The 25600-nt window shown below is 65.0% G+C and carries 20 protein-coding genes and 1 pseudogene; 15 read left to right on the forward strand and 6 right to left on the reverse strand.

Annotated elements, in window-relative coordinates; translation table 11 throughout:
- Positions 1-85: 85 nt before the first annotated feature.
- A complete protein-coding gene (locus BLS61_RS03590) occupies positions 86-520 on the forward strand; it encodes a DUF411 domain-containing protein (protein ID WP_090427441.1) in 435 nt (144 codons plus the stop codon).
- Positions 521-552: 32 nt separating this feature from the next.
- Positions 553-1414: pseudogene (gene ypfJ, locus BLS61_RS03595) on the forward strand (KPN_02809 family neutral zinc metallopeptidase).
- Between the two features lie 9 nt (positions 1415-1423).
- Here the strand turns inward: ypfJ and BLS61_RS03600 are convergent.
- The 3 genes from BLS61_RS03600 to BLS61_RS03610 all read right to left on the reverse strand — a co-directional run bounded on the left by BLS61_RS03600 (position 1424) and on the right by BLS61_RS03610 (position 6977).
- A complete protein-coding gene (locus BLS61_RS03600; protein WP_090427445.1) occupies positions 1424-2593 on the reverse strand; it encodes a multidrug effflux MFS transporter in 1170 nt (389 codons plus the stop codon).
- Between the two features lie 92 nt (positions 2594-2685).
- Positions 2686-5823 carry an efflux RND transporter permease subunit gene (locus BLS61_RS03605; RefSeq protein ID WP_090427448.1) on the reverse strand — a complete coding sequence of 1046 codons (3138 nt, stop codon included), beginning with the start codon at positions 5821-5823 and terminating at the stop codon, positions 2686-2688.
- Between the two features lie 5 nt (positions 5824-5828).
- Positions 5829-6977, reverse strand: a complete 1149-nt coding sequence (locus BLS61_RS03610) for an efflux RND transporter periplasmic adaptor subunit (protein ID WP_090427452.1) — start codon at positions 6975-6977, stop codon at positions 5829-5831.
- Between the two features lie 121 nt (positions 6978-7098).
- On the opposite strand from BLS61_RS03610, the gene BLS61_RS03615 reads away from it, so the two are divergent.
- Entirely contained in the window at positions 7099-7719 is a 621-nt protein-coding gene (locus BLS61_RS03615; RefSeq protein ID WP_090427455.1) for a TetR family transcriptional regulator, read from the forward strand.
- Between the two features lie 13 nt (positions 7720-7732).
- Here the strand turns inward: BLS61_RS03615 and BLS61_RS03620 are convergent, their stop codons facing one another.
- The gene (locus BLS61_RS03620) at positions 7733-7930 is read right to left on the reverse strand and encodes a heavy-metal-associated domain-containing protein (protein ID WP_090428060.1); all 198 of its coding nucleotides are present in this window, start codon (positions 7928-7930) and stop codon (positions 7733-7735) included.
- Between the two features lie 112 nt (positions 7931-8042).
- Between BLS61_RS03620 and BLS61_RS03625 the strand changes: the two genes are divergently transcribed.
- The 9 genes from BLS61_RS03625 (at position 8043) to cueR (ending at position 19818) form a co-directional block, all read left to right on the forward strand.
- Positions 8043-8435 (forward strand): hypothetical protein, encoded by a 393-nt coding sequence (locus BLS61_RS03625; protein WP_090427458.1) that lies wholly within the window; start codon positions 8043-8045, stop codon positions 8433-8435.
- A gap of 68 nt (positions 8436-8503) precedes the next feature.
- Positions 8504-10876, forward strand: a complete 2373-nt coding sequence (locus BLS61_RS03630) for a heavy metal translocating P-type ATPase (protein ID WP_090427461.1) — start codon at positions 8504-8506, stop codon at positions 10874-10876.
- Between the two features lie 131 nt (positions 10877-11007).
- Positions 11008-13050, forward strand: coding sequence for a type VI secretion system Vgr family protein (locus BLS61_RS03635; protein WP_090427465.1), 2043 nt, complete (start codon positions 11008-11010; stop codon positions 13048-13050).
- Positions 13047-13907, forward strand: a complete 861-nt coding sequence (locus BLS61_RS03640; RefSeq protein ID WP_090427468.1) for a DUF4123 domain-containing protein — start codon at positions 13047-13049, stop codon at positions 13905-13907. The genes BLS61_RS03635 and BLS61_RS03640 overlap by 4 nt, the downstream gene beginning before the upstream one ends.
- Positions 13904-17161, forward strand: a complete 3258-nt coding sequence (locus BLS61_RS03645) for a toxin VasX (RefSeq protein WP_090427471.1) — start codon at positions 13904-13906, stop codon at positions 17159-17161. Before BLS61_RS03640 ends, BLS61_RS03645 begins: the two co-directional genes overlap by 4 nt.
- Positions 17161-18105, forward strand: coding sequence for a hypothetical protein (locus BLS61_RS03650; protein WP_090427474.1), 945 nt, complete (start codon positions 17161-17163; stop codon positions 18103-18105). Before BLS61_RS03645 ends, BLS61_RS03650 begins: the two co-directional genes overlap by 1 nt.
- A gap of 39 nt (positions 18106-18144) precedes the next feature.
- Positions 18145-18345, forward strand: a complete 201-nt coding sequence (locus BLS61_RS03655; RefSeq protein WP_139205531.1) for a hypothetical protein — start codon at positions 18145-18147, stop codon at positions 18343-18345.
- Positions 18345-19325, forward strand: a complete 981-nt coding sequence (locus tag BLS61_RS23345) for a hypothetical protein (RefSeq protein ID WP_139205532.1) — start codon at positions 18345-18347, stop codon at positions 19323-19325. The genes BLS61_RS03655 and BLS61_RS23345 overlap by 1 nt, the downstream gene beginning before the upstream one ends.
- Before the next feature lie 61 nt (positions 19326-19386).
- The gene (gene cueR / locus BLS61_RS03665; protein WP_090427481.1) at positions 19387-19818 is read left to right on the forward strand and encodes a Cu(I)-responsive transcriptional regulator; all 432 of its coding nucleotides are present in this window, start codon (positions 19387-19389) and stop codon (positions 19816-19818) included.
- 134 nt (positions 19819-19952) lie between these two features.
- Here cueR and BLS61_RS03670 read toward each other — a convergent pair whose 3' ends face one another.
- A complete protein-coding gene (locus tag BLS61_RS03670; RefSeq protein ID WP_090427484.1) occupies positions 19953-20840 on the reverse strand; it encodes a PA4780 family RIO1-like protein kinase in 888 nt (295 codons plus the stop codon).
- An 86-nt stretch (positions 20841-20926) separates the two neighbouring features.
- Complete coding sequence (locus BLS61_RS03675; RefSeq protein ID WP_090427487.1) at positions 20927-21814, reverse strand: LysR family transcriptional regulator; 888 nt, start codon at positions 21812-21814, stop codon at positions 20927-20929.
- 99 nt (positions 21815-21913) lie between these two features.
- Between BLS61_RS03675 and BLS61_RS03680 the strand changes: the two genes are divergently transcribed.
- The 3 genes from BLS61_RS03680 to BLS61_RS03690 all read left to right on the forward strand — a co-directional run bounded on the left by BLS61_RS03680 (position 21914) and on the right by BLS61_RS03690 (position 25548).
- Positions 21914-22555, forward strand: a complete 642-nt coding sequence (locus tag BLS61_RS03680; RefSeq protein WP_090427490.1) for an NAD(P)-dependent oxidoreductase — start codon at positions 21914-21916, stop codon at positions 22553-22555.
- Positions 22556-22609: 54 nt separating this feature from the next.
- On the forward strand, positions 22610-22909 hold the full coding sequence (locus BLS61_RS03685) for a DUF2218 domain-containing protein (protein WP_090427491.1): 300 nt from the start codon (positions 22610-22612) through the stop codon (positions 22907-22909).
- A 407-nt stretch (positions 22910-23316) separates the two neighbouring features.
- Positions 23317-25548, forward strand: a complete 2232-nt coding sequence (locus BLS61_RS03690) for a TonB-dependent receptor domain-containing protein (RefSeq protein ID WP_090427494.1) — start codon at positions 23317-23319, stop codon at positions 25546-25548.
- The last annotated feature ends 52 nt before the right edge of the window (positions 25549-25600 follow it).

Raw genomic sequence — 25600 nt, forward strand, 5'->3', positions numbered from 1 at the left:
CACCTGTCGCGACGCATAGTCGCAAGCACTTGGGCCGTGTCTGTCGCGGCGCTATGCTGAGCTCTAGTTCATCAGGAGTCCTGCCATGCGTCGTTCCCTGCTCGCCCTCTGCCTCTTCACCAGCCTGGCCCAGGCCGGCGAAGCCCTGACCATCGATGTGCATCGCGATGCCAACTGCGGCTGCTGCAAGGCCTGGATCGATCACCTGCAGGACAACGGCTTCACCGTCAACGACCATGTCGAAGCCGACATGAGCGCGGTCAAACAGAAGCTTGGCGTGCCGCCGCGGCTGGCCTCCTGTCACACCGGGGTGATCGACGGCAAGTTCGTCGAAGGCCATGTGCCGGCCGCCGACATTCTCAAGCTGCGCCAGCGCCCGGACCTGATCGGCGCCGCCGTGCCCGGCATGCCCATGGGCTCGCCCGGCATGGAGTACGGCAACCGGATCGATGCCTACCAGGTGATCGGCCTGGACAAGCAGCGCCAGGACGTCGTGCTGAGCGACTATCCGGGCAACTGAACACACAACGGCACTGATCAGGGGAGCGAGCGATGCGCTGGCAACGCGGCAGACGCAGCGACAACGTGGTGGACGCGCGCGGCCGCACCGGCAGGCGCGTGGGCGGCGGCCTGAGCCTGGGCGGTGTGGCGCTGGTGGTCATCGTCAGCCTGATGATGGGCCAGGGACCCGCTGCAGATTCTCGGCCAGATCGCCGGCCAGGCCACCCAGTCCCAGGTCGGCCCGTCAGGCGGCGTACCGGCCGCCAATGACCAGCAGCGCGAGTTCGTCCGCGCCATTCTCGGTGACACCGAAGACACCTGGCGCGAGCTGTTCCAGCAGGCTGGCCAGCAGTATCGCGACCCGCAACTGGTGCTGTTCTCCGGCGGCGTCAATTCGGCCTGCGGCTTCGCCAGCTCGGCGGTCGGCCCCTTCTACTGTCCAGGCGATCAGCGGGTGTACCTCGACATGACCTTCTTTCGCGAGATGGAGCAGCGCTTCGCCGCCGCCGGCGACTTCGCCCAGGCCTACGTGATCGCGCATGAGGTCGGCCACCATGTGCAGACGCTGCTGGGCGTGTCGGACAAGGTCAATGCGGCGCGCCAGCGCGGCGAGCGGGTCGAAGGCGACGGCGGCCTGCTGGTGCGTCAGGAACTGCAGGCCGACTGCCTGGCCGGAGTCTGGGCGCATCACGCGCAGCGCCGGCATGACTGGCTGGAGGCGGGCGACCTGGAAGAGGCACTGAATGCCGCCAGCGCCATCGGCGATGATCGCCTGCAAAAGCAGGCGCGCGGTCAGGTGGTGCCGGACGCCTTCACTCACGGCACCTCGCAGCAGCGCGTGCGCTGGTTCAGCACCGGTTTCGAGAGCGGCCAGCCGGGGCGCTGCGACACCTTCAAGGCTGCCCGCCTGTAACGCGCCGGGTCAGACCACGAAGCGCTTGCTCCACCAGGCAAACCCACAGGCAGCAGCGCCGCACAGGGCAATCACCAACGCCATGGGCATGGCCGAACCATCATGCAGGAAGGCCACCAGCGCCGACGCACTGGCCGCCACGCTGAATTGCATGCTGCCCAGCAACCCGGATGCGCTACCGGCATGTCGCCCCTGCCCGGCCATGGCGCAGGCCGTGGCGTTGGGCAGCACGCAGCCGAGGCTGGCGACGCAGATGAACAGCGGCACCATCAGCGGCCACAGCTGCGGCGGCTGCCACAAGGCCAGTGCCAGCAGGCACAGGCCGCTGATCAGATACACCAGCACCATGCGCCGCAACCACAGCGCCGGGCCGCCGCTGCGCACCAGGCGCGCGTTGACCTGCGCCGTGAGCACGAAGCCCGCCGCGTTGCTGCCGAACAACCAGCCGTAATGCTCGGCCGGCACGCCGTACAGCTCGATGAAGACGAAAGGCGAGCCGGCGATGTAGGCGAACATCCCGGCCATGGCCACGCCACCGGCCAGGCTGTAACCCATGAACGGCGCATTGCCAAGCAGGGCCCGGTACTGGCCGAAGGCGCCGCTCAGGGGCGCGGGCTGCAGATGCTGCGGACGGGTTTCCGGCAGCCACAGCAGCACCGCCAGCAGGCACAGCCCGGCGAAGATCGCCAGGCTGTGGAAGATCGACGGCCAGCCGAGGGTTTTCAGCAGCAGACCACCGCCCAGCGGCGCGAGGATCGGCGCCAGGCCCATCACCAGCACCAGTTGCGAGAACACCTTGGCCGAAGCCAGCGGGTCGCACAGATCGCGCACCACCGCACGGGTGATGACCATGCCGGCGCAGCCGCCCAGGGCCTGCACGAAGCGCGCCCCGATCAGCCATTCCAGGCTTGGCGCCAGCGCGCAGGCCAGCGAGGCCAGGGTGAACAGCGCCACCCCCGCCAGCAGCGGCACGCGGCGGCCGTAGCGGTCCGCCAGCGGCCCGTAGAACAACTGGCCGATGGCGATGCCGACGAAGTAGGCCGCCAGCGACAGCTGTACATGCTCGACGTCGGTAGCGAACTGCTGCGCCAGGGTGGGGAAACTTGGCAGGTAGAAGTCGATGGCCAGTGGGCCGAAGGCGCAGAGCGCGCCGAGAATCAGAAGCGTACGGAGGTTCATGAGCGTTCCGGGCTATTTGTTAGCCGACTAATCATCTCACCGACCGCACGCTCGACGGAAGGCCGGGCCGCCAGATAGCGGCTCGCCATGTCTCAATGCGCCTCGTCTCCCACCTGCGCCTTGCCGCGACGACTGAGGCGCTGCGCCCCGGTCTCCACCAGCAGGTAGAACATGGGAATCAGGAAGGTGGCCAGCAGCGTGGCCGCGAGCATGCCGCCGATCACCCCGGTGCCGATGGAATGGCGGCTGGCCGAGCCAGCCCCGGAGCTGATCGCCAGCGGCACGCAACCGAGGATGAAGGCCAGCGAGGTCATCACGATAGGGCGGAAGCGCAGCTTGGCCGCCTCCAGCGCCGAGTCGAAGATGCCCTTGCCTTCGGCGCGCAGCAGCACGGCGAACTCGACGATGAGGATGGCGTTCTTCGCCGCCAGACCGATCAGGGTGACCAGGCCGACCTGGAAGTACACATCGTTCTGGATGCCGCGCAGCCACACCGCAAGAATCGCCCCGAACACCGCGAAGGGCACCGCGGTGACCACCGCCAGCGGCAGCGTCCAGCGCTCGTACTGCGCGGCCAGGATCAGGAACACCAGGATCAGGCCGAAGACGAAGGCCTGGGCGCCCGAGCCCTGGGTCGCCAGTTCCTGATAGGCCGAACCGATCCAGCCCAGGCTGTAGTCCTCGCCGAGCACCTCGTCTGCCACCGCCTGCATGGCCGCCAGCGCCTGCCCCGAGCTGTAACCGGGCGCCGGGCCGCCGAGTACCTTGGCCGAGGGATAGACGTTGAAACGGTCATAGGAATCCGGCCCGAGGATGCGCCGCACCCGCAGCAGGGTCGACAGCGGCACCAGATCGCCGCTGCTGGAACGGACGTAGACCTGGCCCAGATCCTCCGGCTTGCGGCGGAACTCCGACTCGGACTGCAGGCTGACCTGCCAGGTACGCCCGAAGAGGGTGAAGTCGTTGACGTAGTAGCTGCCGAAGGTGGCCTGCATGGCGGTGAACACGTCGCTGACGCTCACGCCGAGAGCGCGGGTCTTGGTGCGGTCCAGGTCGATGTAGTACTGCGGCACGTTGGCGCTGAAGGTGCTCTGCACGCCGGCCAGCTCGGGGCGCCGGCTGGCAGCCTGGACGAAGGCCTGCACCTTCTCGCCGAGCTGCTCGACGCTGCCACCGGAGCGATCCTGAATGTAGGACTCGAAGCCGCCAGTGGTGCTCATGCCGGTGATCGGCGGCGGGTTGAACGACAGCACCAGGCCGTCCATCTGCGCGGCGCCCATGCCCATGAACTCGCGGGTCAGGTTGCGCGCATCGAGCTCCGGCGTAGTGCGCTCGCTCCAGTCCTTGAGCGGCACGAAGGACACCCCGGCGTTGCTGCGAACACCAAAGGTGAGCACGTCGAAACCGGCGAAGGTCACCACGTCCTGCACCGCCGGATGTTCCATCAGCTGCTGGCTCACCGCGCCGCTCAGGGCCTCGGTGCGGTTGAGCGAAGCCGCTGGCGGCAGGTAATAGGCGTTGATCACGTAGCCCTGATCCTCGTCGGGCACCAGCGAGCCGGGCACCCTTGCGAACAGCAGCATGATCAGCGCGATCATGCCGCCGAACAGCAGCAGGCCGATCAGCGAGCGCTTGAGGAAGAAGCGCACCCCGGCGCCATAGCCCTCGGTGGCCTTGTCGAAGAAGCGGTTGAAGGCGCGAAACGGCGCCGCCGGCTCATGATGGCCAGGCTTGAGCAACAGGGCGCAGAGTGCGGGCGAAAGGGTCAGGGCGACGATCCCGGAAATCACCACCGACACCGCGATGGTGATCGCGAACTGCTTGTACATCTGCCCTGCCAGACCGCCGAGAAAGCCCACCGGCACGAATACCGCGCAAAGCACCAGGACGATGGCGATGATCGGCCCGGTGACCTCCTCCATCGCCTTGATCGACGCCTCACGCGGGCTGAGCCCCTGGGTGCGCATCACCCGCTCGACGTTTTCGATCACCACGATGGCGTCGTCCACCACGATGCCGATGGCCAGCACCATGCCGAACAGGGTCAGCAGGTTGATGGAAAAACCCAGCAGGTACATACCGGCGAAGGTGCCGACCAGCGACACCGGAATGGCCAGCACCGGAATCAGCGTTGCGCGCCAGTTCTGCAGGAAGATGAACACCACCAGCACCACCAGTACCAGCGCCTCGAAGAAGGTATGGATCACCTCCTCGATGGACACCTGGACGAACTTGGTGGTGTCGTAGGGAATCTTGTAGGCGATGCCTTCGGGGAAGCGCTTGCTCAGGCGCTCCATGGTGCGCTGCACCGCTTCGGCGGTGTCCAGGGCGTTGGCACCGGGTTGCAGGTAGATGCCGAAGGCGGCGTTCTGCTGGCCGTTCAGGGTGGTGACCAGCGAGTAGTCCTGCGCCCCCAGCTCGACCCGGGCCACGTCCTTGAGCAGCAGGCTGGCGCCGGTGGCATCGGTGCGCAGGATGACGTTCTCGAACTCTTTGGGATCGGTGAAGCGGCCCTGGGTGGTCACCGTGTAGGTGAAGTCCTGCGGCTCCTTGAGCGGCTGCTGGCCGAAGCTGCCGGCGGCGAACTGCGAGTTCTGCTCGCGGATGGCGTTCACCACATCGGTAGGCGTGAGGTTGTACTGCGCCAGCTTGTCCGGGCGCAGCCAGATGCGCATGGAGTAATCCTTGGAGCCGAACTGGCTGGCATCGCCCACACCCTTGAGGCGTTTGAGCTCGTCGATGACGTTGATCAGCGCGTAGTTGCTGATGAAGATCGGGTCACGCGAGCCATCCGGCGAGTAGAGGGTAATCACCTGGAGAATGTCGGAGGACTTCTTCTCCACCTTCACGCCCTGGCGGCGCACTTCCTCGGGCAGCTTGGCCAGCGCCGCCTGCACCTTGTTGTTGACGTTGATGGTGGCCTGATCGGGGTCGGTACCCACTTCGAAATACACCGTCAGGCTCATCGCCCCGCTGCTGGAGGAGTTGGACAGCTGGTAGATCATGTTCTCGACGCCATTGATCGCCTGCTCCAGCGGCGCCGCCACGGTCTCGGCGATCACCTGCGAACTGGCGCCGGGATAGGCGGCCGAAACCGAGACCTGAGGCGGCAGGATTTCCGGGTACTGGGCGATGGGCAGCGCGCGCATGGCGGCCAGGCCCGCCAGCACGATGACGATGGAAATGACGGTGGCGAATACCGGGCGATCGATGAAGAAGCGCGAGATCATGGCCGTTACTCCTGAGCCGGGGTCTGGGCCGTGGCCGCCTTCGCCTCCTCGACCTGCACCGGGCTGTCCGGTCGTACCTTGGCCAGGCCGTCGACTATCACCCGCTCGCCATCGCTGACGCCGGCCAGGATCACCCAGCGCCCGCCCGCCGTGTCACCGGTGGTGACCTGGCGCATGCGTGCCACCCCCTGCTCGTCCACTACGTAGACGAAGGTACCGCGCGGCCCCTGAGCGACGGCACGTTCCGGCACGGTGACGGCGTTGGGACGGGTCAGACCCTTGACCCGCACTCGCACGAATTGCCCCGGCAGCAGCTTCTGCTCGGGGTTGGGCACCACGCCACGGGCACTGACGGTGCCGGTGCCGCGATCAATCAGGCTGTCGGTGAAATCCACCTCGCCCGCGGTCGGATAGGCCGAGCCATCACCGAAATACACGTCGACGCTGAGCTTGCCGCTGCTCGGTGGCACCAGGCTGCCTTCGGACAATTCGCGACGCAGGCGTTCGGCCTCCGCATCCGGATAGGCAAAGTTGACGAAGATCGGGTCGAGCTGGGTGATCTGCGTCAGCAGGCTGGCACTGGGGTCGCCAGCGACGATCAGGCTGCCTTCGGAGACGCTCTCCTTGCTGGTGATGCCGGTGATCGGCGCCTTCACCGTGGTGTAGTCGAGGTCGATCTGGCGCGACTGCACCTCGGCCTGGGCCGCCTCGATATTGGCCTTGCTCTGCTCGAAATTGGACACCGCGTTGTCCAGCTCGCTCTCGCTGGCGAAGCCCTTCTTCTGCAGTTCACGGATGCGCTTGAGGTCGCGATCGGTCTGCCGAAAGCGCGCCTGTTCCTGTGCCAGCGCGCCCTTGGCGCGGGCCAAAGCGGCCTCGTAGGGGCGCGGATCGATGCGAAACAGCACCTGATCCTTCTGCACTCGACTACCCTCCTGGTAGGTGCGCTCCTGCAGGATGCCGCCGACCTGCGCCCTGACCTGCACCTCGCGATAGCCAGCCGTGCGCGCGGGATACTCCAGCACGATGGGCAACTCCCCGGCCTTGACCCGCTCGACCGTTACCGCCACAGGTGGCGCCTCGGCGGCCTGAGCGCCCAGCGCGCCGACAAGGATTGCAGACAGACAGATACGATCGAGGCGAACGAACGACATGAGGCATCCTCTCCATGGCCAGACGCAGGGCAGCAGCGACACAACGGAGCCCCACCAGCAGGTGGGGCAAAATCGGTAAACTCGGCACCTTCTGAGCCTAGTTCCAATTAACCGGATCGCCATGCGTAAAACCAAAGAAGAGGCGGAGAAAACCCGCTACGCCATCCTCGCCGCAGCCGAACAGTTATTCCTCGAGCGCGGTGTCGCCCATACCAGCCTCGAGCACATCGCCAGGCATGCCGGGGTGACGCGCGGGGCGGTCTACTGGCACTTCCAGAACAAGGCGCACCTGTTCCACGAAATGCTCAACCAGGTACGCCTGCCGCTGGAGCCGCTGGCCCAGCAACTGGCGGCAGTCGACGGCCTGTCATCGCTGCAGCTGCTGCGCGATCTGTGCATCGAGGCCATGGCCAATCTGGTGCTGGATGAGCAGCGCCGACGCATCCTCACCGTGCTGCTGCGCCGCTGCGAATTCACCGAGGAGCTGCGCGAGGCCGAGGAGCGCCACGAAACCTTCGTCAACCAGTTCATCGCCCTGTGCGAACAGCAGTTCGCCCTGCCGACAGTGCAGGCGCACCTGCAGCCCGGCATCACTCCGCGCCTGGCTTCGCGCACGCTGCACGCGCTGCTCGTCGGCCTGTTCAGCGACTGGCTGCGCGACCCCAACCTGTTCGACGCCCAGACCGACACCCCGGCGATGATCGACAGCTGCTTTCGCGGCCTGCTGCGGCAATGGCCCTAGTCGAACCCTGCACCTAGGCCGGCTCGACCTGGTAACCCTCTTCGCGGATAGCCGCCTCTATCCGCTCGGCCTCCAGACTAGTTTCCACACGCACCAACCCCGCGGCCAGATCGACCTCCACCCTGGCCGTCGGCTCCAGCGCCTGAATCGCCTGGGTGACGGCCCGCGAGCAATGACCGCACGACATTCCGCTAACCTTGAACTGCTGCATCTGCTGACTCCTTGAAGCGATGGACGATGGGTGTAGTCTCGACCTTGCCACGATGGCAAGGTCAAGCCCTGCCTTATTCGTCTGCTCCGGCTTCTGCACGAGGATCACCGCCATGCGCCTGCCCTTCCCCGCCCTCGCTCTGCTGCTGGCGCCCCTGGCCCTGGCAGAACCCCTGGCCCCGTTGCCGACCACGACCCAGGGCGAAGGCTACGCGGTGCTGATCGTCTCGCGCGAGCGTCTGGAGGTGGCGACCACCTGCGAGGTCGCCCTGTATCTGTATGACCAGATGGCTGCGCGTCTGCACCAGGGCCAGTCGGTGTCCTTCAACCTGCCACCGGGCAAGGTCACGCTGCGCCTCGGCCTGACGGGCACCGGCCCGTGCCAGGACGGCATCGCCCAGCTGAACGGACAGGCGTTGGAGCTGACTGCCGGCGAAGTGCGCCGCTACCGCATCGCCATGGGCAGCGACGGTCTGCGACTGCATGCCGCGCCTGCGCTGAACTGAAGGCTTGACCTTGCCATGGGGTCAAGGTTGATCCTGTAACCATGAGTGCTGTTACAGGGAGCCTGCCCATGACCACCTTCGACCTGCCGATCCAGGGCATGACCTGCGCCAGTTGCGCCGGACGTGTCGAACGCGCACTGCGCAAGCTGCCACAGGTGACCAGCGCCAGCGTCAACCTGGCCAGCGAGCAGGCTCGCGTCGAAGCGCCGGGCGCCAGCCTGACGCAGCTGATCGCCGCCATCGAGGACGCTGGCTATGCCGTGCCCAGCCAGCCGCTGGAACTGGGCATCGAGGGTATGACCTGCGCCAGCTGCGCCGGCCGTATCGAACGCGCCCTGCTCAAGGTGCCCGGCATCGCCCAGGTGGCGGTCAACCTGGCCGACGAGAAGGCTCACCTGCAGGTGCTCGCCGGTTTCGATCCGCAGCAGGCCGTGAAGGCCGTGGTCGCTGCCGGATACCAAGCCACCCTGCCCGACGCTTGCCCGAGCGCGGACGACGCACAGCGTCGCCTGCGCCGCGAGCGCCTGACGCTGCTGGCGGCCATCGCCCTGACCCTGCCGCTGGTGCTGCCGATGCTGGTCGAGCCCTTCGGCCTGCACTGGATGTTGCCGGCCTGGCTGCAGTTCCTGCTCGCCACACCGGTGCAGTTCATCTTCGGCGCACGCTTCTATCGCGCCGCCTGGCAGGCGCTCAAGGCGCGTGCCGGCAACATGGATCAACTGGTGGCCATCGGCACCAGCGCCGGCTACGGCCTGAGCCTGTATCAATGGGCGGTGACGCCGCCTGGCGGCATGCCGCACCTGTATTTCGAGGCCTCGGCGGTGATCATCAGCCTGATCCTGCTCGGCAAGTACCTGGAAAGCCGCGCCAAACGCCAGACCGCCAGCGCCATCCGCGCCCTGCAGGCGCTGCGCCCGGATCGCGCCGTGCGCCTGAGCGACGGCCGCGAGGAAAACGTGGCCATCGAAGCCCTGGCGCTCGGCGACCTGGTGCTGGTCAAACCGGGCGAACGCTTTCCGGTGGACGGGCGCGTGACGCAGGGCCACAGCCACGCCGACGAGGCGCTGATCAGCGGCGAAAGCCTGCCGGTGGCCAAGCAGCCGGGCGACAGGGTCACCGCCGGCGCCATCAACGGTGAAGGCCGCCTGCTGGTGGAAACCACCGCCCTGGGCGCGGAAACCGTGCTGGCGCGCATCATCCGCCTGGTGGAGGACGCCCAGGCGGCCAAGGCGCCGATCCAGAAGCTGGTGGACAAGGTCAGCCAGGTCTTCGTCCCGGCGGTGCTGCTGGTCGCCCTGGCCACCTTGCTCGGCTGGCTGGCATTCGGCGCGCCGCTGGAAAACGCCCTGCTCAACGCCGTGGCGGTGCTGGTGATCGCCTGCCCCTGCGCGCTGGGCCTGGCCACGCCGACCGCGATCATGGCCGGCACCGGCGTCGCCGCGCGCCACGGCATCCTGATCAAGGACGCCGAGGCGCTGGAAGTGGCCCACGCCGTCGACACCATCGCCTTCGACAAGACCGGCACCCTCACCGAAGGCAAGCCGCGCATCGTCCATATCGGCCTGGCCGAGGCCAGCGAGGACGAACTGCTGCGCCTGGCCGGCGGCCTGCAGCAGGGCAGCGAGCATCCCCTGGCCAAGGCCGTGCTGCAACGCTGCGTCGAACGCCAGATCGCCCTGCCCGCCCTCAGCGACAGCCGCGCCCTGCCCGGCCGCGGCATCGCCGGCACGCTGGATGGACGTGCGCTGCAGTTGGGCAGCCATCGCCTGCTCGACGAGCTGCACCTGCCCAGCGGACCGCTGGCCGAATCCGCCCGCTCATGGGAGGCCGAAGGCCGCACCCTGTCCTGGCTGATCGAAACCGGCGAGGCGCCGCGTCTGCTCGGCCTGCTGGCCTTCGGTGACAGGCTCAAGGACGGCGCCGTGCAAGCCATCGCCAAGTTGCGCGAACAGGGCATCGGCAGCCACCTGATCAGCGGGGACAACCCCGGCAGCGTCGCCGCGGTGGCCGCCACTCTGGGCATCGACCAACCCCACGCCCAGGTGCTGCCGGCGGACAAGGCGCGCCTGATCGGCGAACTGCGTCGACGCGGCACCGTGGCCATGGTCGGCGACGGCATCAACGACGCCCCCGCACTGGCCGCCGCGGATGTCGGCATCGCAATGGGCGGCGGCACCGACGCTGCCATGCATGCGGCCGGCATCACCCTGATGCGCGGCGACCCACGCCTGGTGCCCGCCGCGCTGGAGATCAGCCGGCGTACCTACGCCAAGATCCGCCAGAACCTGTTCTGGGCCTTCATCTACAACCTGGTCGGCATTCCCCTGGCCGCCGCCGGCCTGCTCAACCCCATGTTCGCCGGCGCCGCCATGGCGCTGTCCAGCGTCAGCGTGGTGAGCAACGCCCTGCTGCTGACCCGCTGGCAACCGCAAGACCTCTAGCTGGGAACGACCCCGAACGCCTCGGCGCTTTTTTATGACCCGGTGCATAGTATGGGAATGCCATCATTGAACCGAAACGCCGTGTCCGGCACCCTTCAGGCCTCGCCCAACTCAAGGATGGAGGCCACGGCATGCTGGATGCCAACCAGGCGCATATTACCCTCGCCATTCCCGCCGTCGACAACGACCTGCAGGTACTGAGCTTCGAGGGGCGCGAAGCGCTCAACAAGCCCTACCGTTTCGATATCGAGCTGGTCAGCCAGCGCGCCGATCTCGACCTCGACGCGCTGATCAACCAGACCGCCTACCTGGCCTTTGGCCCGTCCGGCAAGGGCGTGCACGGCGTCATCTACGGCGTTACCCAGGGCGACTCGGGCAAGCGCCTGACCCGCTACCGCATCGACCTGCGGCCGACCCTCGCCTACCTCGGCCACAGCTTCGATCAGCGCATCTTCCAGAATCTGACCGCGCCGCAGATCATCGCTGCCGTACTCGAAGAACACGGCCTGCTCGACGGCACCGACTACCGCATGCAGTTCGGCCCCTACGTCTACCCCGAGCGGGTGTACTGCACTCAGTACGACGAGAGCGATCTGCGCTTCATCCAGCGCCTGTGCGAAGAGGAAGGCATCAGCTTTCACTTCCAGCACAGCGAGGATGGCCATACCGTGGTATTCGGAGACGACGCCAGCGTCTTCCCGCGGCTAGACCCGCTGAACTACCAACAGGACAGTGGCCTCTCTGCCGATCACGAAGTGGTGCGCGCCTTCGGCGTGCGCCTGGAAACCCGCAGCACTGAAGTCACCTGGCGCGACTACGACTTCGAGCAGCCCAAGCTGCAGATGGAAGCCGGCTACAGCAGCGAGTTCTTCCCCACCCTTGAGGTCTACGACTATCCGGGCCGCTTTACCGACCGCGCCCGCGGCAAGCACCTGGCCAAACGCAGCCTGGAGCGCCTGCGCAGCGACTACGAACTGGCCGAAGGCAAGAGCGATGCGTACCTGATCAGCGGCCACTTCCTCGCCCTGGCCGGCCACCCGCGCCAGCAGTGGAATGACCTGTGGCTACTCGATGAAGTGATTCACGAAGGCAAGCAGCCGCAGGTGCTGGAAGAGTCGGTCACCAGCAACACCCAGCCTGGCGATGGCTTCCAGCAGGGCTACCGCAACCGCTTTACCGCCACGCCCTGGGACATCCCCTACCGCCCGGCGCTCGAACATCGCAAACCCAAGGTACTGGGTAGCCAGACGGCCGTAGTCACCGGCCCGGCTGGCGAGGAAATCCACTGCGACCAGTACGGCCGGGTGAAGGTGCAGTTTCACTGGGACCGCGAAGGCCTGGGCAACGACACCACCAGTTGCTGGCTGCGCGTGGCCTCCAACTGGGCGGGCAAGGCCTACGGCGGCATCGCCATTCCCCGGGTGGGCATGGAAGTGCTGGTCACCTTCCTCGAAGGCGACCCCGACCAGCCGCTGATCACCGGCTGCCTGTACCACGCCGAGCACGTCGTGCCCTACGACCTGCCGGCGAACAAGACCCGCAGCGTGTTCAAGACCCTGAGCAGCCCCGGCGGTGGCGGCTACAACGAATTTCGCATCGAAGACCGCAAGGGCGCCGAGCAGATCTACATCCACGCCCAGCGCGACTGGGACGAGAACATCGAACACGACCAGAAGATCCGCGTCGGCAACGAGCGCCACGATACGGTCGAAGCCAACAGCTACACCGAGCTTCAGGCCGAAGAACACCGCACCACCGACCTCGACCGCAAGGTAGAGGTACGCGCCAACGACCACCTCACCGTCGCCGTCACCCAGCACAACAGGATCGGCACCGGCCAGTTCATTGAAGCCGGCAACGAGATTCACTACAACGCCGGCAGCAAGGTGGTGATCGACGCCGGCATGGAACTCACCGCCGCAGGTGGCGGCAGCTTCCTCAAGCTCGACCCCAGCGGCGTGACCCTGAGCGGGGCGACGATCAAGATGAATTCGGGTGGGGCGCCGGGCAAAGGCTCGGGCGCCAAGCCGATTCTCCCGGGGCAGGTGAAGCCGGCGGATGCAGACAAGGCCGGCGGCCTGCTGATCCAGGCACAAAGGCAGGCACTTCGATACGCCGCCAGCCGGGCTCAACCGTTCTGCGCCATCTGCCAGTTAATGGGGCTGAAACGATGAGTGAACAAACTAGGCAGTACCTGCTGCTCGATGGCGCTCAGATCGACAACCTACTGGCTCAGCTCTACCGGTTGGACGAAGCACTATCGCTTCACCAACTCTACCAAGGCACTCTCTACCAGGACCTGGCCGATGCCGGCCCGGTGTTGGTTCAGCTCACCCATGCGAGCAAACTGGAGGAACATTTCGCCGAACACTGGCGAGCATCTGCTGGTATTTGGCTGGAAAGCGATGCCAGCACCGAAGAGCTCGTCGAGCACCTGCGCAGCCTGGTGCATGCCAGCGTACAGGGCGTGACCGTGCTACTGCGCTACTACGACCCAAGGGTGATGCGCCATTGGCTGGCCGAACTGCCCCACGAAGAGCGCGACCACCTGCTGGGGCCTATTCAGCGCACTCGCCTGGCGCCTCGCAATCTGGACGACGAGCCAATCGAACTGCAGCGCCAGATGTCGTCACCTGCCGCTCGCTATGCCGATGAACCTTGGCTGCACCTGAGTGACGATACGGTCGAACGCCTGAACCAGGCCCACCTGGAGGCCTTCGACGAACAGATGCTGGCCCATGTTGATCACTTCTTCCCCGATTGCCTGGCAGGTCAGGACGCTGCTGCCCGCCATGCCTGGGCACAGCACTGCCGGCTGAGTGCCAATGCCCATGGCTACAGCAGCGCTGATCAGATGGTGCAGTGGGCCAACCTCTGCGCCGTACTGGGTGTGAGCTTCCCGCAAGCCCCCGCACACCAGGCCTACCGGCAGATACTCGACACAGCGCAGTTGCGCCCCGAACAGCGCCTGGAACACCTGGCTCTGGAACTGCAACGGCAACTGCTGACCGACAAGGAAGTCATCGCATGACCACCTCGAATCAAAGTCAGGCCCTCAACCTGGCAGCGGCCAACCAGGCCGCCAAGCAAAATTTTCCTGCGGAAGACCTGGGCAGCTCGGTAAGCGCCTGCCCGGCCAGGCAAGCGGAAGTCTTCGTAGTGCCGGTGCGTTATGCCTTGAGTGAGGAAAAGGCCGAGCATCCCTCGGTAAACTCCATTCGCCAGACTTTCAGCCACCCGATGGCGCTGCGCCGCTTGCGGCCCGGCTACCTGTACCTGTGGCAGGCCGATGGCCCCTTGCAACGCTTCGCCGTGGCCGAGGATGGCCGCTTGCTGGAGCAGCCGCTCGAGGCCGGGCACAGCGAGCTCACCCAGGGCATGCTGACGGGCCTCAAGCTGAACAAGGCACGGAGCGCCTGGATGATGCACACCGAGCGACCCTTGTCGGTGCAGCATTGTGATGAATTGAAAACCCCGAGCGTTCGCCGTCGGCATATGCGTCAGCTCGATTTGCCAGGCGTCGCCCGCGAACTGACGGCAGAGCACTGCCCGCCGCTGAGCGAGGCCACGCAACTGATCGCCGAGTTGCTGCCGGAAAGTTACGACAAGGCACTGGCCGCCGAGCATGCCGAGAACGCAGAGCAGCAGCAACAACGGCTAGACCAGGTGTACGCCACCATCGGCACCTTCGATACCGCAGAGCAGAATGCGGCGGCAGCCGACGCCTGGTTGCGGCTTAAAGCCCAACAGGACAAATGCAGTGCGGCAGCCGAGAGGTATCCCGATGCCGCCGAGCACAAGCCGGGGGAGTGGAGTACCGTGGCCTGGGACGCATTTGACTGCGAGGCCTGGCTCAACCTGGCTCGCAGCCAGGCCGGCGCGTTGCACGCCGTGCTGGCATGCCTGGATGACGACCTGGGCGCCCTGCGCGACCTCAACAATGAGCAGGGCCTGATCAACACCCGCCATGAGCAATGGAACCAGCAGAACGGCAACAAGGGCATGATTGCCGGTTTCATCAACAGCCTGATCAACGAAGATGGTGCGGAGCTGAGCAACCTCATCAACTACCGCTACAGGCCTGGCGAAGAGCTACAACTGACGCCCGAAGAAGGCGACAAGTTGCTCAAGGCGCACAACGACCTCAAACCGTTGCTCGACGAGGAAACCCGTATCAACCGAGAGCGAGGCCGGCAATACAGCCACGCTCAAGCCGATGTGCTGCTGCGCCAGGTGCATTACGACGAGCAACAGGTGCTGATGCCAACCCGCAGCTTCATACCGCCGCACCTGCACAATGAAATCCGCTCGGTGGTGATGGGCTACACCGCCGACAAAGCGCGCAACATGAGCGACAGCAGAAGCGGCGCGCAGGTGGCCGAGCGGGTACGCCTGAACGCCATGCGAAGCTGGATGAACGATGAAGCCGCGCCTCACCACCGCTGGCTGGCCGAACGGCGTGACAGCCTGCTGCAAGACAGCGAAACCTTCCTGGCCGTGCATGGCGATAGCCTGTGGTATGCCAATTATGATGACGCGGAGCATTGCGATTGGCTAAGCCACCTCAGCCTGGCGAGCCTGAGCGAGCTGTGCAGCAGCGGGCCAGGCATACAAGTGGCCGTCAACCTGCTGCGCTCGCCCTCGCCGGAGCGCCCCTTCAGCCTGCTGAGCAATGGCTTCAGCCCCGAATTGCTGGACTTGTCCGAACGCTCGGACGAGATCACGGCGGCGCTGACCAGCCAGAACCAGGCCGCCATCGGGCAACTGCTTGGCTCCCTGGTCAGCCAGGGCAAGCTTGCCTGGCTCAGTGAGCTGGGCGGCGCCGATGGCCACGACTGGAATCGGGCCATGTCCCGCCTGGCGGCTGCATTTGGCTCCCTGGAGCTGGAGCACCTGAACGGCACCGCCAGCACGCCGAACCTGATCGCGCGCTTCCCCTTGCCGCTGCAAGGCCTGCTGCTGGTCGTGCGTTGGAGTTCCGGCGTGGTGATCAAAAGCGGCCAGCTCGGTTTCAGCCTCAGTGGCGCCGTGGGCCAACGCCTGTGGGACTGGAGCCAGGAGGCCGGGCGACAACTGCAAAGAGGCCTGGCACCGAACGTTGCCGCCATCCGCAGCCTCAATACTCTGGGCGGCGTGCTGCCGCTGACCGCCCTGCTGCTACATATGAATAACCTGGCGCAGCTTGAACAGCGCGATCAGGGGCGGGAGATGGATGCTGTTCGTGATTGGGAACATAAGGCGGAAAGCCTGAAAGTTGGAGCCGCGCTATCAGCCTTGATTGGAGCAAGTTGGGAGGCTACCGGTCAGAAAGCGGTTAGCGTGACATTGTTCAATCAAGCCCTGCAGGCGCCTATCGTTACTCTGTTTGCATTCACTACAGGTGCATTTGCCGCCGTAGCGGCTGTTTTTGACCTCGCCAAACTCGCGGCCGAAATGCAGAAAGAGGATGCCTACTGGAGCGGTGATCACTGGGCGCGTCTGGGGCACGATGGCGCCGTGTTCGGCCTGATGGCCACCCAGACCGGTCTGGGTGGCTACGCCACCTATATGGCCCTGACCAATCGCTGGACCATTGGCGAAGCGATCAAATGGTTCAGTCTGCGCATCGTGCCAGTGAACTGGCTGATCCTGATCGTCGAAGGCCTGTACCTGGTCTGGAACTACTTCAAGGACAGCGAGCTGCAGCAGTTCCTCGAACAATGCTGCTGGGGCAATGCACGGCGCTGGGACGACAGCCCCGAACAGGCCAGCGCCGAGCTGCAAACCCTGATCGACCTGTTGTTCAAGCCCCGACTGCAGGCAACAGGGTTGCTGACCAGCCGCCACTCGGGCGGCAGCGATCAGAGCATTGTCATCGGCAGCAAAACCGACAGCCTGCAGCTCTATCTGCCCGGCGCTGACCCAAGCCATACCCAGTTGCACCTGCGCCTTGCGGCCATCAGCGCCGCCGGCACACCCACCGATTGCACACGCCAGTGGCTGGCCACTGTGCAAAGCCAGTGGCTGCCCATCCACCAGGGCATGGGCCTGCGCCTGAGCGGCAAGCTGCCATCACAGCCGGAGGGCGGCCACTGGCAGTTGCAGGTGATATACCACAGCCCCCTGGCCATGCTGACCGGCACCCTCAACCCCCGCCAACTGGTGGTCGGTGGCGCCCAGGGCATGCGCTATATCATCCGCGGCACCAGCATTACCGAGCATGGCAGCAGCGACGGCCCGCTGGTCAGCGACAGCCTCCCCGCCGTTGAGGTCGAACGGACAGTCTTGACTCCCGAGGATCAGTGATGAACGCACAGGCCGGCGATATCGACCGTGGCTTTCTCCGCCAGCAGGAACATCTGGCTCCCCTGCCGATCCCCACCGGGCAACCTCCCCAGGATCTGATGAATATCATCTGGCGCAAGAATCCGGTCTATTTGGATATCGGTAGCTTTGCTATGGGGGGGGGATGGATGACCCTCAATCTAGGAAATCTCATATTCATTTGGGCTACTTGGTTGTTCGCGTCAACAGGACAAGTTTGGGAAACTCTTGCGTTCATTGCCTTTTCCTCAGCACTGATGGGGACGCTCTGGTATCTGTTTATCAAGCAATGGCGCAAACCACTGACGCCCCCACTGCGCTTCAATCGCCAGCGCCGCGAGGTCTGCGTGACCGAGCCGGATGGCAACTACTGGTTCGTGCCCTGGGAGCGTGTGCATGCGGTCTCCCCCAGCGCTCTCAGCCTCAACACCGGAGGTGCCAGCAAGCAGGGTGTACTTATCCTCTGGCTGCCGCTCGAAGGGCAGGAGTATGAGGCCTACTCGGAGAACAAGCCGGGCTGGCTGATGATGCTCAATACCGGTGGGGGCATGGGTTCCATGGCGCAGTGGGAATGTATTCGCAGCTTTATGGAAATCAGCCCGGAGGCGGTGCCTGGCAGTTCTGCCATTCGCAACGAAGGCATGAGCGTCTGGGAAAGTTACCTGCATGACATTCGTCAGGCGGCAAAGAGCAGGGGCTGGTTACTTGCCATCTTGTGGGAAGGCTTTTTTGGACTGCTGTTCAACACCATCTTGTTAGAACACTTACAGAGAAAGAAGCTTGCCCAACTCCCCGACCTGACCGCCCCAGAAGCGGTGGAATGGTCAAAACCCCTGCCACCCGAACAGTGGGCCAAGCGCTCACCGGAACTGGAGCGTGCGATCGCAGAGCGGGAGGCTGAGCTGGCCGCGTCATCGGCAGCATGACTGCCGGCGCTGCCAGAGGGCGGCTACTGGCATTTGCAGGTGATCTACCACAGCCCCCTGGCCATGCTGACCGGCACCCTCAACCCCCGCCAACTGGTGGTCGGTGGCGCCCAGGGCATGCGCTATATCATCCGTGGTACCAGCATTACCGAGCATGGCAGCAACGACGGCCCATTGCTCAGCGACAGCCTCCCCGCCGTTGAGGTCGAACGGACAGTCTTAACCCCCGAGGATCAGTGATGAACGCACAGGCCGGTGATATCAAACGCGGCTTTCTCCGCCAGCAAGAACATCTGGCCCCTTTGCCCATCCCAACCGGGCAACCACCCCAGGATCTGATGAATATCATCTGGCGCAAGAACCCGGTCTATCTGGATATCGGTAGTTTCGCCATGGGGGGGGGGTTTATGACCCTACATTGGGGAACAGTTTTATTTATTGCGATTTCTGTTTGGGTCGCTGCAAGCTCTTCTGGCGTTCCAGGTGTAACTTGGGGCTATCTGGGTATTGTCCCATTGGTGGGGGCGGCGATCATGGGGCCGCTTTGGTACTTTTTTATAAAGCAATGGCGTAAACCACTGACACCGCCCCTGCGCTTCAACCGACAGCGCCGTGAGGTCTGCGTGACCGAGCCGGACGGCAACTACTGGTTCGTGCCCTGGGAGCGTGTGCATGCCGTCTCGCCCAGCGCCCTTAGCCTCAACACCGGCGGCGCCAGCAAACAGGGGGCATTGATCCTCTGGCTGCCCCTCGCAGGTCAGGAGCATGAGGCCTATGCGGAGAACAAACCGGGCTGGGTGATGATGCTCAATACCGGGGGCGGTACTGGCTCCATGGCGCAGTGGGAATGTATTCGCAGCTTTATGGAAATCGGCCCGGAGGCGGTGCCTGATACCACCCGTGAAGACGCCTATGAGAAGGTTCAGCGCGGTGGCTACCTGGGGGCATGGATCGAGGCGTTCAAGCAGTTGTTCCGCGAACTGAAGCAAGGCCGGTTCGGTGCTGCCTGCATGACCTTTCTCGGCCTGACCATTTTCGGTTTGCCCTGGATTGCGGTACTGATGATCCGAAAACTCGCCAATATCCCTGACCTCACCGCTCCCGAAGCGGTGGAGTGGTCACAACCTCTGCCCCCTGAAAAATGGGCCAAGCGCTCCCCGGAACTGGAACAGGCCATCGCCGAACGCGAAGCCGAGCTCTCGCAGCCCCAAAGCAAGTGAACCTCGGCGTGCGCTCTCGATCTCGTATGATGACGCTTCCAAATCTGCCGGGTACGAGCCCATGAACATCGGCCAAGCCGCCAAGCACACCGGTCTCAGCGCCAAGATGATTCGCTACTACGAGTCCATCGACCTGCTGCCGCGTGCCGGGCGCTCGGAGAGTGGCTATCGGCAATACAACGCCAACGACCTGCACCGCCTGGCCTTTATCAAGCGGGCGCGGGATCTGGGGTTTTCTCTGGAGGAGGTGGGCCGGCTGCTGGCGCTGTGGCAGGACAAGCAGCGCGCCAGTGCCGATGTGAAGGCGCTGGCCGAGGGACATATCGCCGAGCTTTCACGCAAGATCGCCGAGATGAGTGCGCTGCGCGATACGCTGGTGGAGCTGGCGAACAGTTGCCAGGGCGATAGCCGGCCGGATTGTCCGATTCTGCAGGGATTGGAGGAAGGGGTGAGCTGCGGTGTGCCGGGGTGTTCGTCGCACCGTCAGCCGTAGGGCGGGTGCAACCCGCCAGGACGACAACGGCGGGTTGCACCCGCCCTACGTCATCGGTGCCGCCAGTTCCAAGCCCCACCCACGGCACCGGGCGCAGTGTGAAGAGGTGCGCACGGCGCACCCTACGTCCCCTCTCAGCGCATCCAGGGTGGGGTTGGTTCGGCGTCCTTGGGTTCGTCTTCGGCGTTGCGCAGCGCCTGTTTTTTTGCTTCCTCGGCTAGCGCGGCCTTGATCTCGCGCATCACCGCGTCGATATCGGCGGCGTCCTCGGGCTCGGCGAACTCGCCGGTCAACTGGGTATGCGGCGTCAGCTTGCCGGCCTCGTAGAGCGCCCACATTTCCTTGGCGTACTTGGTGTACTTCAGCTCGGGGGCGAACTGGCCGAAGTACTCGGCCATGTTGCGCACGTCGCGCTCGAGCATGCTGAAGGCATGGTTGTTGGCCGCCGCGTCCACCGCCTGCGGCAGGTCGATGATCACCGGGCCGTCGGGGCCGAGCAGCACGTTGAACTCCGACAGGTCGCCGTGCACCAGGCCGGCGCAGAGCATCTTGACGATTTCCTGGATCATGAAGGCGTGAAATTCGCGGGCGTCGTCCGGATGCAGGTCGACGTCGTTGAGCCTGGGGGCCACGTCGCCCTCGCCATCGGTGACCAGCTCCATCAGCAGCACGCCATCGAGAAAGTCGTAGGGTTTGGGCACCCGCACGCCGGCATTGGCCAAACGGAACAGCGCAGCGACCTCGGCGTTCTGCCAGGCCTGCTCCTGCTCCTTGCGCCCGTACTTGCTGCCCTTGGCCATGGCCCGCGCCTGGCGGCTACCACGCACCTTGCGCCCCTCCTGATACTCGGAGGCCTGGCGGAAGCTGCGCTTGTTGGCTTCCTTGTAGACCTTGGCGCAGCGCAGCTCGTCGCCACAACGCACCACATAGACCGCTGCTTCCTTGCCACTCATCAGCGGGCGCAACACCTCGTCCACCAGGCCATCCTCGACCAGGGGTTCAATACGTTTGGGCGTCTTCATCGGTGTGGATCACGGGTCCTTTCTGACGGAGAGATTGATTGCCATCCATCCTCGCACAGCCAGAGACGGATGCCGACTGTTGATCATCATGCATTGAGCAGATGGCGCCGGAGCGCCTCGATGGCATAGCGCACCTTGGCCGGTTGTGCGTCACGACGCGGGGTGACGATATGCAGGCCGATCGGCTCCAGCTGCCAGTCCGGCAGCAGGGCCAGCAGCTCGCCGCGCGCCAGCAGCTCACGGATTTCCGGCTCCGGCTGCAGCGAAACGCCCATGCCCGCCAGGGTGAACTGGCGCGCCGCAAGAATGTTGTTGCAGGCAATGCGACTTTCCAGGCGCAGGCGCTGCATCGCGCCGCCCGGCCCGTGCAGCTGCAGATGCTGGCTGCGCTCGGTGTTCAGCGCGATCCAGTCCAGATCGAGCAGTTGCTGCGGCTGCGTCGGCCAGACGCGGCGCGCCAGGTAGGCCGGCGCAGCGCAGACCAGCATGCGCCAGTCAGCGACATGCCGGGCCACCAGGCTGGAGTCATCCAGCTGGCCGACGCGGATGGCCAGGTCGATACGCTGCTCGATCAGGTCGATCTGCTCATCCTGGAAAAACAGACGCAAGCTTAGCGCCGGATGCGCACTCAACAGCGGCGCCAGCGCTTCACTCAACACCGGCCCGGAAAAGCCGACCGGTGCGGCGATACGCAACTCGCCCACCGGTGCGTCACGCTGCTCGGCCAGGCGTTGCTCGGCCTGCTCGGCCAGCTCGACGATCTGCCGGCAACTCTCGTAGAACTGGGCGCCCGCCTCGCTCAGGGTCAGCTTGCGCGTGGTGCGATGCAGCAGGCTGACGCCGGCGGCCTCCTCCAGCCGACGGATCTGCTGGCTGACGGCCGACGCGCTCATGCCCAGTGCTTCAGCAGCAGCGACCATCGAGCCCTTCTGCACCACCGTGGCGAACAGCGCCATGCGTTTGAGCTGCTCCATTATGAAGCCCTGCTTAATTATCCAAGTGCATCAAGCCAGTTTTTCCGGCGTTTATCCATAGGGATGATGTGTTCACCTTCACACACCGAGGAACTCCCCATGAAACTCGCCCTGATCGGCGCCAGCGGTTACGTCGGCGCGCCGCTGCTGCAGGAAGCCCTGAACCGTGGCCACCAGGTCACCGCCCTGGTACGTCATCCGGAAAAACTGCCCGCTCATGCCAACCTGGTCGCCGTGCGGGCCGACGTGCACGACAGCGCGGCGCTGGCCGAACAGCTGCGTGGCCACGATGCGGTCCTCAGCGCCTTCAACCCCGGCTGGGGTGTGGCCGACATTCGCGAGCAGTTCATCGCCGGCAGTCGCGCCATCGTCGCTGCGAGCAGGCAGGCCGGAGTCAGGCGCCTGCTGGTGGTCGGTGGCGCCGGCAGCCTCCATGTCGCGCCCGGCCTGCAGCTGATCGACACGCCGAATTTCCCCGCCGAGTACAAGGAGGGCGCCGAGGGAGCACGCCAAGCACTGAACATGCTGCGTGACGAGCATGAGCTGGAGTGGACCTTCCTCTCCCCCGCCGCCCTGCTCGAACCGGGGCCGCGCACCGGCAAGTTCCGTCTGGGCGGCGACGAGTTGCTGATGGATGGCGACCAGCCGGGGCGCATCTCGGTGGCCGACCTGGCCGTGGCGCTGCTGGACGAAGTCGAGCAGCCGCAGCATATCCGCCATCGTTTCACCCTGGCGTACTGAACCGCGCGGCCGCTCGAGCGGCCGCTGCGAACGCTAAACACCCGAGGAATCATCATGAGTTCATTCAGCAGCAGTGCCTTCGTCGCAACCGATACCCCGGCGCGCTACATCAGCCGACTGTGCAAGCACTTCGCCCACAAGATTGCGGTCAGCTTCGACGAGCAGCAGGGCCACATCGAGTTCGGCGCCGGCCTGGCGACCCTGAAAGCGGAGGATCAGGGCCTGCGCCTGCAGGTGGAAAGCGCCAGCAGCGAGGACCTGCAACGCCTGCAGGATGTGGTGGCCAGCCATTTCGAGCGTTTCGCCTGGCAGGAGGCGCTGACCCTGGATTGGCAGCCGAACGCCATCCGCTAGCCTGCCTGCACAGCGGGCACCAATCGCTCGGCGGACTGCGAGGCACTGCCGGTGCGCACGGCGCACCCTGCGTCAAGACCTGCGGCGCGCTCGGCCTGATCGATCGGCGGCGCGCCAGCACGACGCCGTCGATGCGCCCGGCACCGCCCCCCCCATGTCCCAGCGAGGAATAACGCTTCATCTCGGCCGTCAGAGCGCCAGGGATGCATGCGAAAAACCTCTGCACACACGAGAACGGCTCGCATTTACAAAATTTACACCTGGCTGCAGCCCAGTCGGCACGGCCTCTCCAGGCCAGCGAGCGGAATATCGGTATCACCCGCGATTGAACCTTATATGCAAGTCAATATCATCCCGGCGCGTTTACCGAGTTCCGATTGCACCCTCTTATCGCCAGGAGTAGATCGATGTCCGCCTTCAATTCCCGTACCGCCTTGGCCAGCGCCATCGCCATGGCCGCCAGCTTCGGCGCCCAGGCCAGCGAGCCGATCGCCCTGGGCGACGTGGTCGTCAGCGCTTCCGGCTTTGAACAGAAGATCACCGAAGCCCCCGCCAGCATCAGCGTGATCAGCCGCGAAGAACTGCAGCAGAAGCGCTACAGCAACCTGGCGCAGGCATTGGAAGACGTCGAAGGCATCGACGTGCGCCAGGGCACTGGCAAGACCGGCGGGCTGAACATCAGCATTCGCGGCATGCCCAGCGACTACACCCTGATCCTCATCGACGGTCGGCGCCAGAACACCGCGGGCAACGTCACCCCCAACGGCTTCAACGAAACCGCCACCAGCTTCATGCCGCCGATGTCCGCCATCGAACGCATCGAGGTGATTCGTGGGCCGATGTCGACCCTGTACGGCTCCGACGCCATGGGCGGCGTGGTCAACATCATCACCCGCAAGGTGGCCAAGGAATGGGGAGCCAGCCTGAGCCTGGACCACACCTTCCAGGAGAACCGCGACTATGGCGCCACCAGCAGCACCAGCCTGTATGCCAGCGGCCCGCTGGTCGAAGGCCTGCTGGGCCTGGCTGTGCGCGGCAGTTTCTACGACCGCGGCGAGTCGGAGCTGCAGTTCGACAACGACAGCACCGTCAGCAAGCGTGGCGCGTCCCCGGTCGAGGGCCGCAACGGGACCTTCGGCAGCCGCCTGACGCTGACCCCGAACGAAAGCCACGACGTCTCGCTGGATTTCGAGCGCGGCCGTCAGGTCTACAACAACGACGACTGCCAGCTGGGCAATCTCGATGGCAAGAACGGCGGCAGCGCGACCGACGGCTGCACCACCAACGCGCCCCTGCGTGCCAATGGTTACAAGGATGAACTGCGCTTCCAGCGCGATCAGTTCGCCCTCAGCCATACCGGACGTTTCAGCTTCGGTACGCTGGAAAGCAGCGTCACCCACAACACCACGGAAACCTTCGGCCGCACCATTCCCGGCAACCCGATCGGCAACTCCTACACCGGTTTCCCCTCGATCATTATCGGCGACGACCGCGAGCTGAAGTCGACCGATCTGGTCGTCGACACCAAGTTGGTCGCTCCGGTCGGCGAATCGCACATCACTACCGTCGGCGCTCAGTGGTGGGACGCCAAGGTCACCGACGGCATCGCCGACGAAGATTTCCAGCAGACTTCCTGGGCGTTGTTCGCCGAAGACGAGTGGCGTCTGCGCGACAACCTGGCGCTGACCCTGGGCGCCCGCTACGAAGATCATGAAGCCTTCGGCGGCCACATCAGCCCGCGCGCCTACCTGGTGTGGAACACCACTGACGCCTGGACACTCAAGGGCGGCGTCAGCCGTGGCTACAAGACTCCGACGCTCAATCAGCTGCACGATGGCATCAACGGTGTCACCGGCCAGGGCTCGACCATCACCATCGGCAGTCCGGACCTCGACCCGGAGATCACCACCAACACCGAGATCGGCGCGTACTACGACAACCTCGCCAATTTCAATGCCAACGTCACCCTGTTCCACAACAAGTTCAAGGACAAGATCGACGACGGCACACCGCTGGCGAACTGTTTCTACACGGCGAACCCGAACCAGCCAGGCTGCGTAAGCTATGGCCCGGGCTTCACTCAGGAGAACTTCGCCCAGAGCGTGAACATCGGCGAAGCCGTGACCAGGGGCGTGGAAGTAGCGGGTCGCTGGCAGTTCGCACCGGCCTGGGCGCTGGCCGTCAACTACACCTACACCGACAGCGAGCAGAAAAGCGGCATCAACAAAGGCGCGCCCCTCACCAATACGCCGGAGCACATGGCCCATGCGCGCCTGAGCTGGGCTGCCAATGACCGCCTGACCCTGTGGTTCAAGGGGGAGTATCGCGGTGAGCGTGCCCGCTTCACCGATCGTTACGCCAACCTGACCGCCGCGAACAAGGCCCTTTACGATGCCGTCGGTGATCTGAAGGCTTATGAAGTCTTCCACCTCGGGGGTTCGTTCAAGGCCACCGAAAACCTGACGTTCAGCGCCACGATCTACAACCTGTTCGACAAGGACTTTACCAGCGGCAGCTACTACACCACCAACACCGGCACCACCGCATGGGCGTCCGACTACACGCAGATCGGCCAGTCGACCACCGGTACCCTGGAAGAAGGTCGCCGTCTCTGGCTGTCCACCGTCATCGAGTTCTGATCCACGCCACTGCTATGCAAAACGCCAGCCCCCGGGGCTGGCGTTTTGCTTT

Origin of the sequence: Ectopseudomonas guguanensis (assembly GCF_900104265.1) — a bacterium.
GTDB classification, from domain to species: Bacteria; Pseudomonadota; Gammaproteobacteria; order Pseudomonadales; family Pseudomonadaceae; genus Aquipseudomonas; species Aquipseudomonas guguanensis.

What these genes read in the sequence shown, in the direction of transcription:
- BLS61_RS03630 (WP_090427461.1), top strand. Translation starts at nt 8,504, where the DNA reads ATGACCACCTTCGACCTGCCGATCCAGGGCATGACCTGCGCCAGTTGC.
- BLS61_RS03635 (WP_090427465.1), top strand. Translation starts at nt 11,008, where the DNA reads ATGCTGGATGCCAACCAGGCGCATATTACCCTCGCCATTCCCGCCGTC.
- cueR (WP_090427481.1), top strand. Translation starts at nt 19,387, where the DNA reads ATGAACATCGGCCAAGCCGCCAAGCACACCGGTCTCAGCGCCAAGATG.
- BLS61_RS03590 (WP_090427441.1), top strand. Translation starts at nt 86, where the DNA reads ATGCGTCGTTCCCTGCTCGCCCTCTGCCTCTTCACCAGCCTGGCCCAG.
- BLS61_RS03680 (WP_090427490.1), top strand. Translation starts at nt 21,914, where the DNA reads ATGAAACTCGCCCTGATCGGCGCCAGCGGTTACGTCGGCGCGCCGCTG.
- BLS61_RS23345 (WP_139205532.1), top strand. Translation starts at nt 18,345, where the DNA reads ATGAACGCACAGGCCGGTGATATCAAACGCGGCTTTCTCCGCCAGCAA.
- BLS61_RS03620 (WP_090428060.1), bottom strand. Translation starts at nt 7,930, where the DNA reads ATGCAGCAGTTCAAGGTTAGCGGAATGTCGTGCGGTCATTGCTCGCGG.
- BLS61_RS03605 (WP_090427448.1), bottom strand. Translation starts at nt 5,823, where the DNA reads ATGATCTCGCGCTTCTTCATCGATCGCCCGGTATTCGCCACCGTCATT.
- BLS61_RS03685 (WP_090427491.1), top strand. Translation starts at nt 22,610, where the DNA reads ATGAGTTCATTCAGCAGCAGTGCCTTCGTCGCAACCGATACCCCGGCG.
- BLS61_RS03615 (WP_090427455.1), top strand. Translation starts at nt 7,099, where the DNA reads ATGCGTAAAACCAAAGAAGAGGCGGAGAAAACCCGCTACGCCATCCTC.
- BLS61_RS03610 (WP_090427452.1), bottom strand. Translation starts at nt 6,977, where the DNA reads ATGTCGTTCGTTCGCCTCGATCGTATCTGTCTGTCTGCAATCCTTGTC.
- BLS61_RS03645 (WP_090427471.1), top strand. Translation starts at nt 13,904, where the DNA reads ATGACCACCTCGAATCAAAGTCAGGCCCTCAACCTGGCAGCGGCCAAC.
- BLS61_RS03600 (WP_090427445.1), bottom strand. Translation starts at nt 2,593, where the DNA reads ATGAACCTCCGTACGCTTCTGATTCTCGGCGCGCTCTGCGCCTTCGGC.
- BLS61_RS03690 (WP_090427494.1), top strand. Translation starts at nt 23,317, where the DNA reads ATGTCCGCCTTCAATTCCCGTACCGCCTTGGCCAGCGCCATCGCCATG.
- BLS61_RS03650 (WP_090427474.1), top strand. Translation starts at nt 17,161, where the DNA reads ATGAACGCACAGGCCGGCGATATCGACCGTGGCTTTCTCCGCCAGCAG.
- BLS61_RS03670 (WP_090427484.1), bottom strand. Translation starts at nt 20,840, where the DNA reads ATGAAGACGCCCAAACGTATTGAACCCCTGGTCGAGGATGGCCTGGTG.
- BLS61_RS03640 (WP_090427468.1), top strand. Translation starts at nt 13,047, where the DNA reads ATGAGTGAACAAACTAGGCAGTACCTGCTGCTCGATGGCGCTCAGATC.
- BLS61_RS03675 (WP_090427487.1), bottom strand. Translation starts at nt 21,814, where the DNA reads ATGGAGCAGCTCAAACGCATGGCGCTGTTCGCCACGGTGGTGCAGAAG.
- BLS61_RS03625 (WP_090427458.1), top strand. Translation starts at nt 8,043, where the DNA reads ATGCGCCTGCCCTTCCCCGCCCTCGCTCTGCTGCTGGCGCCCCTGGCC.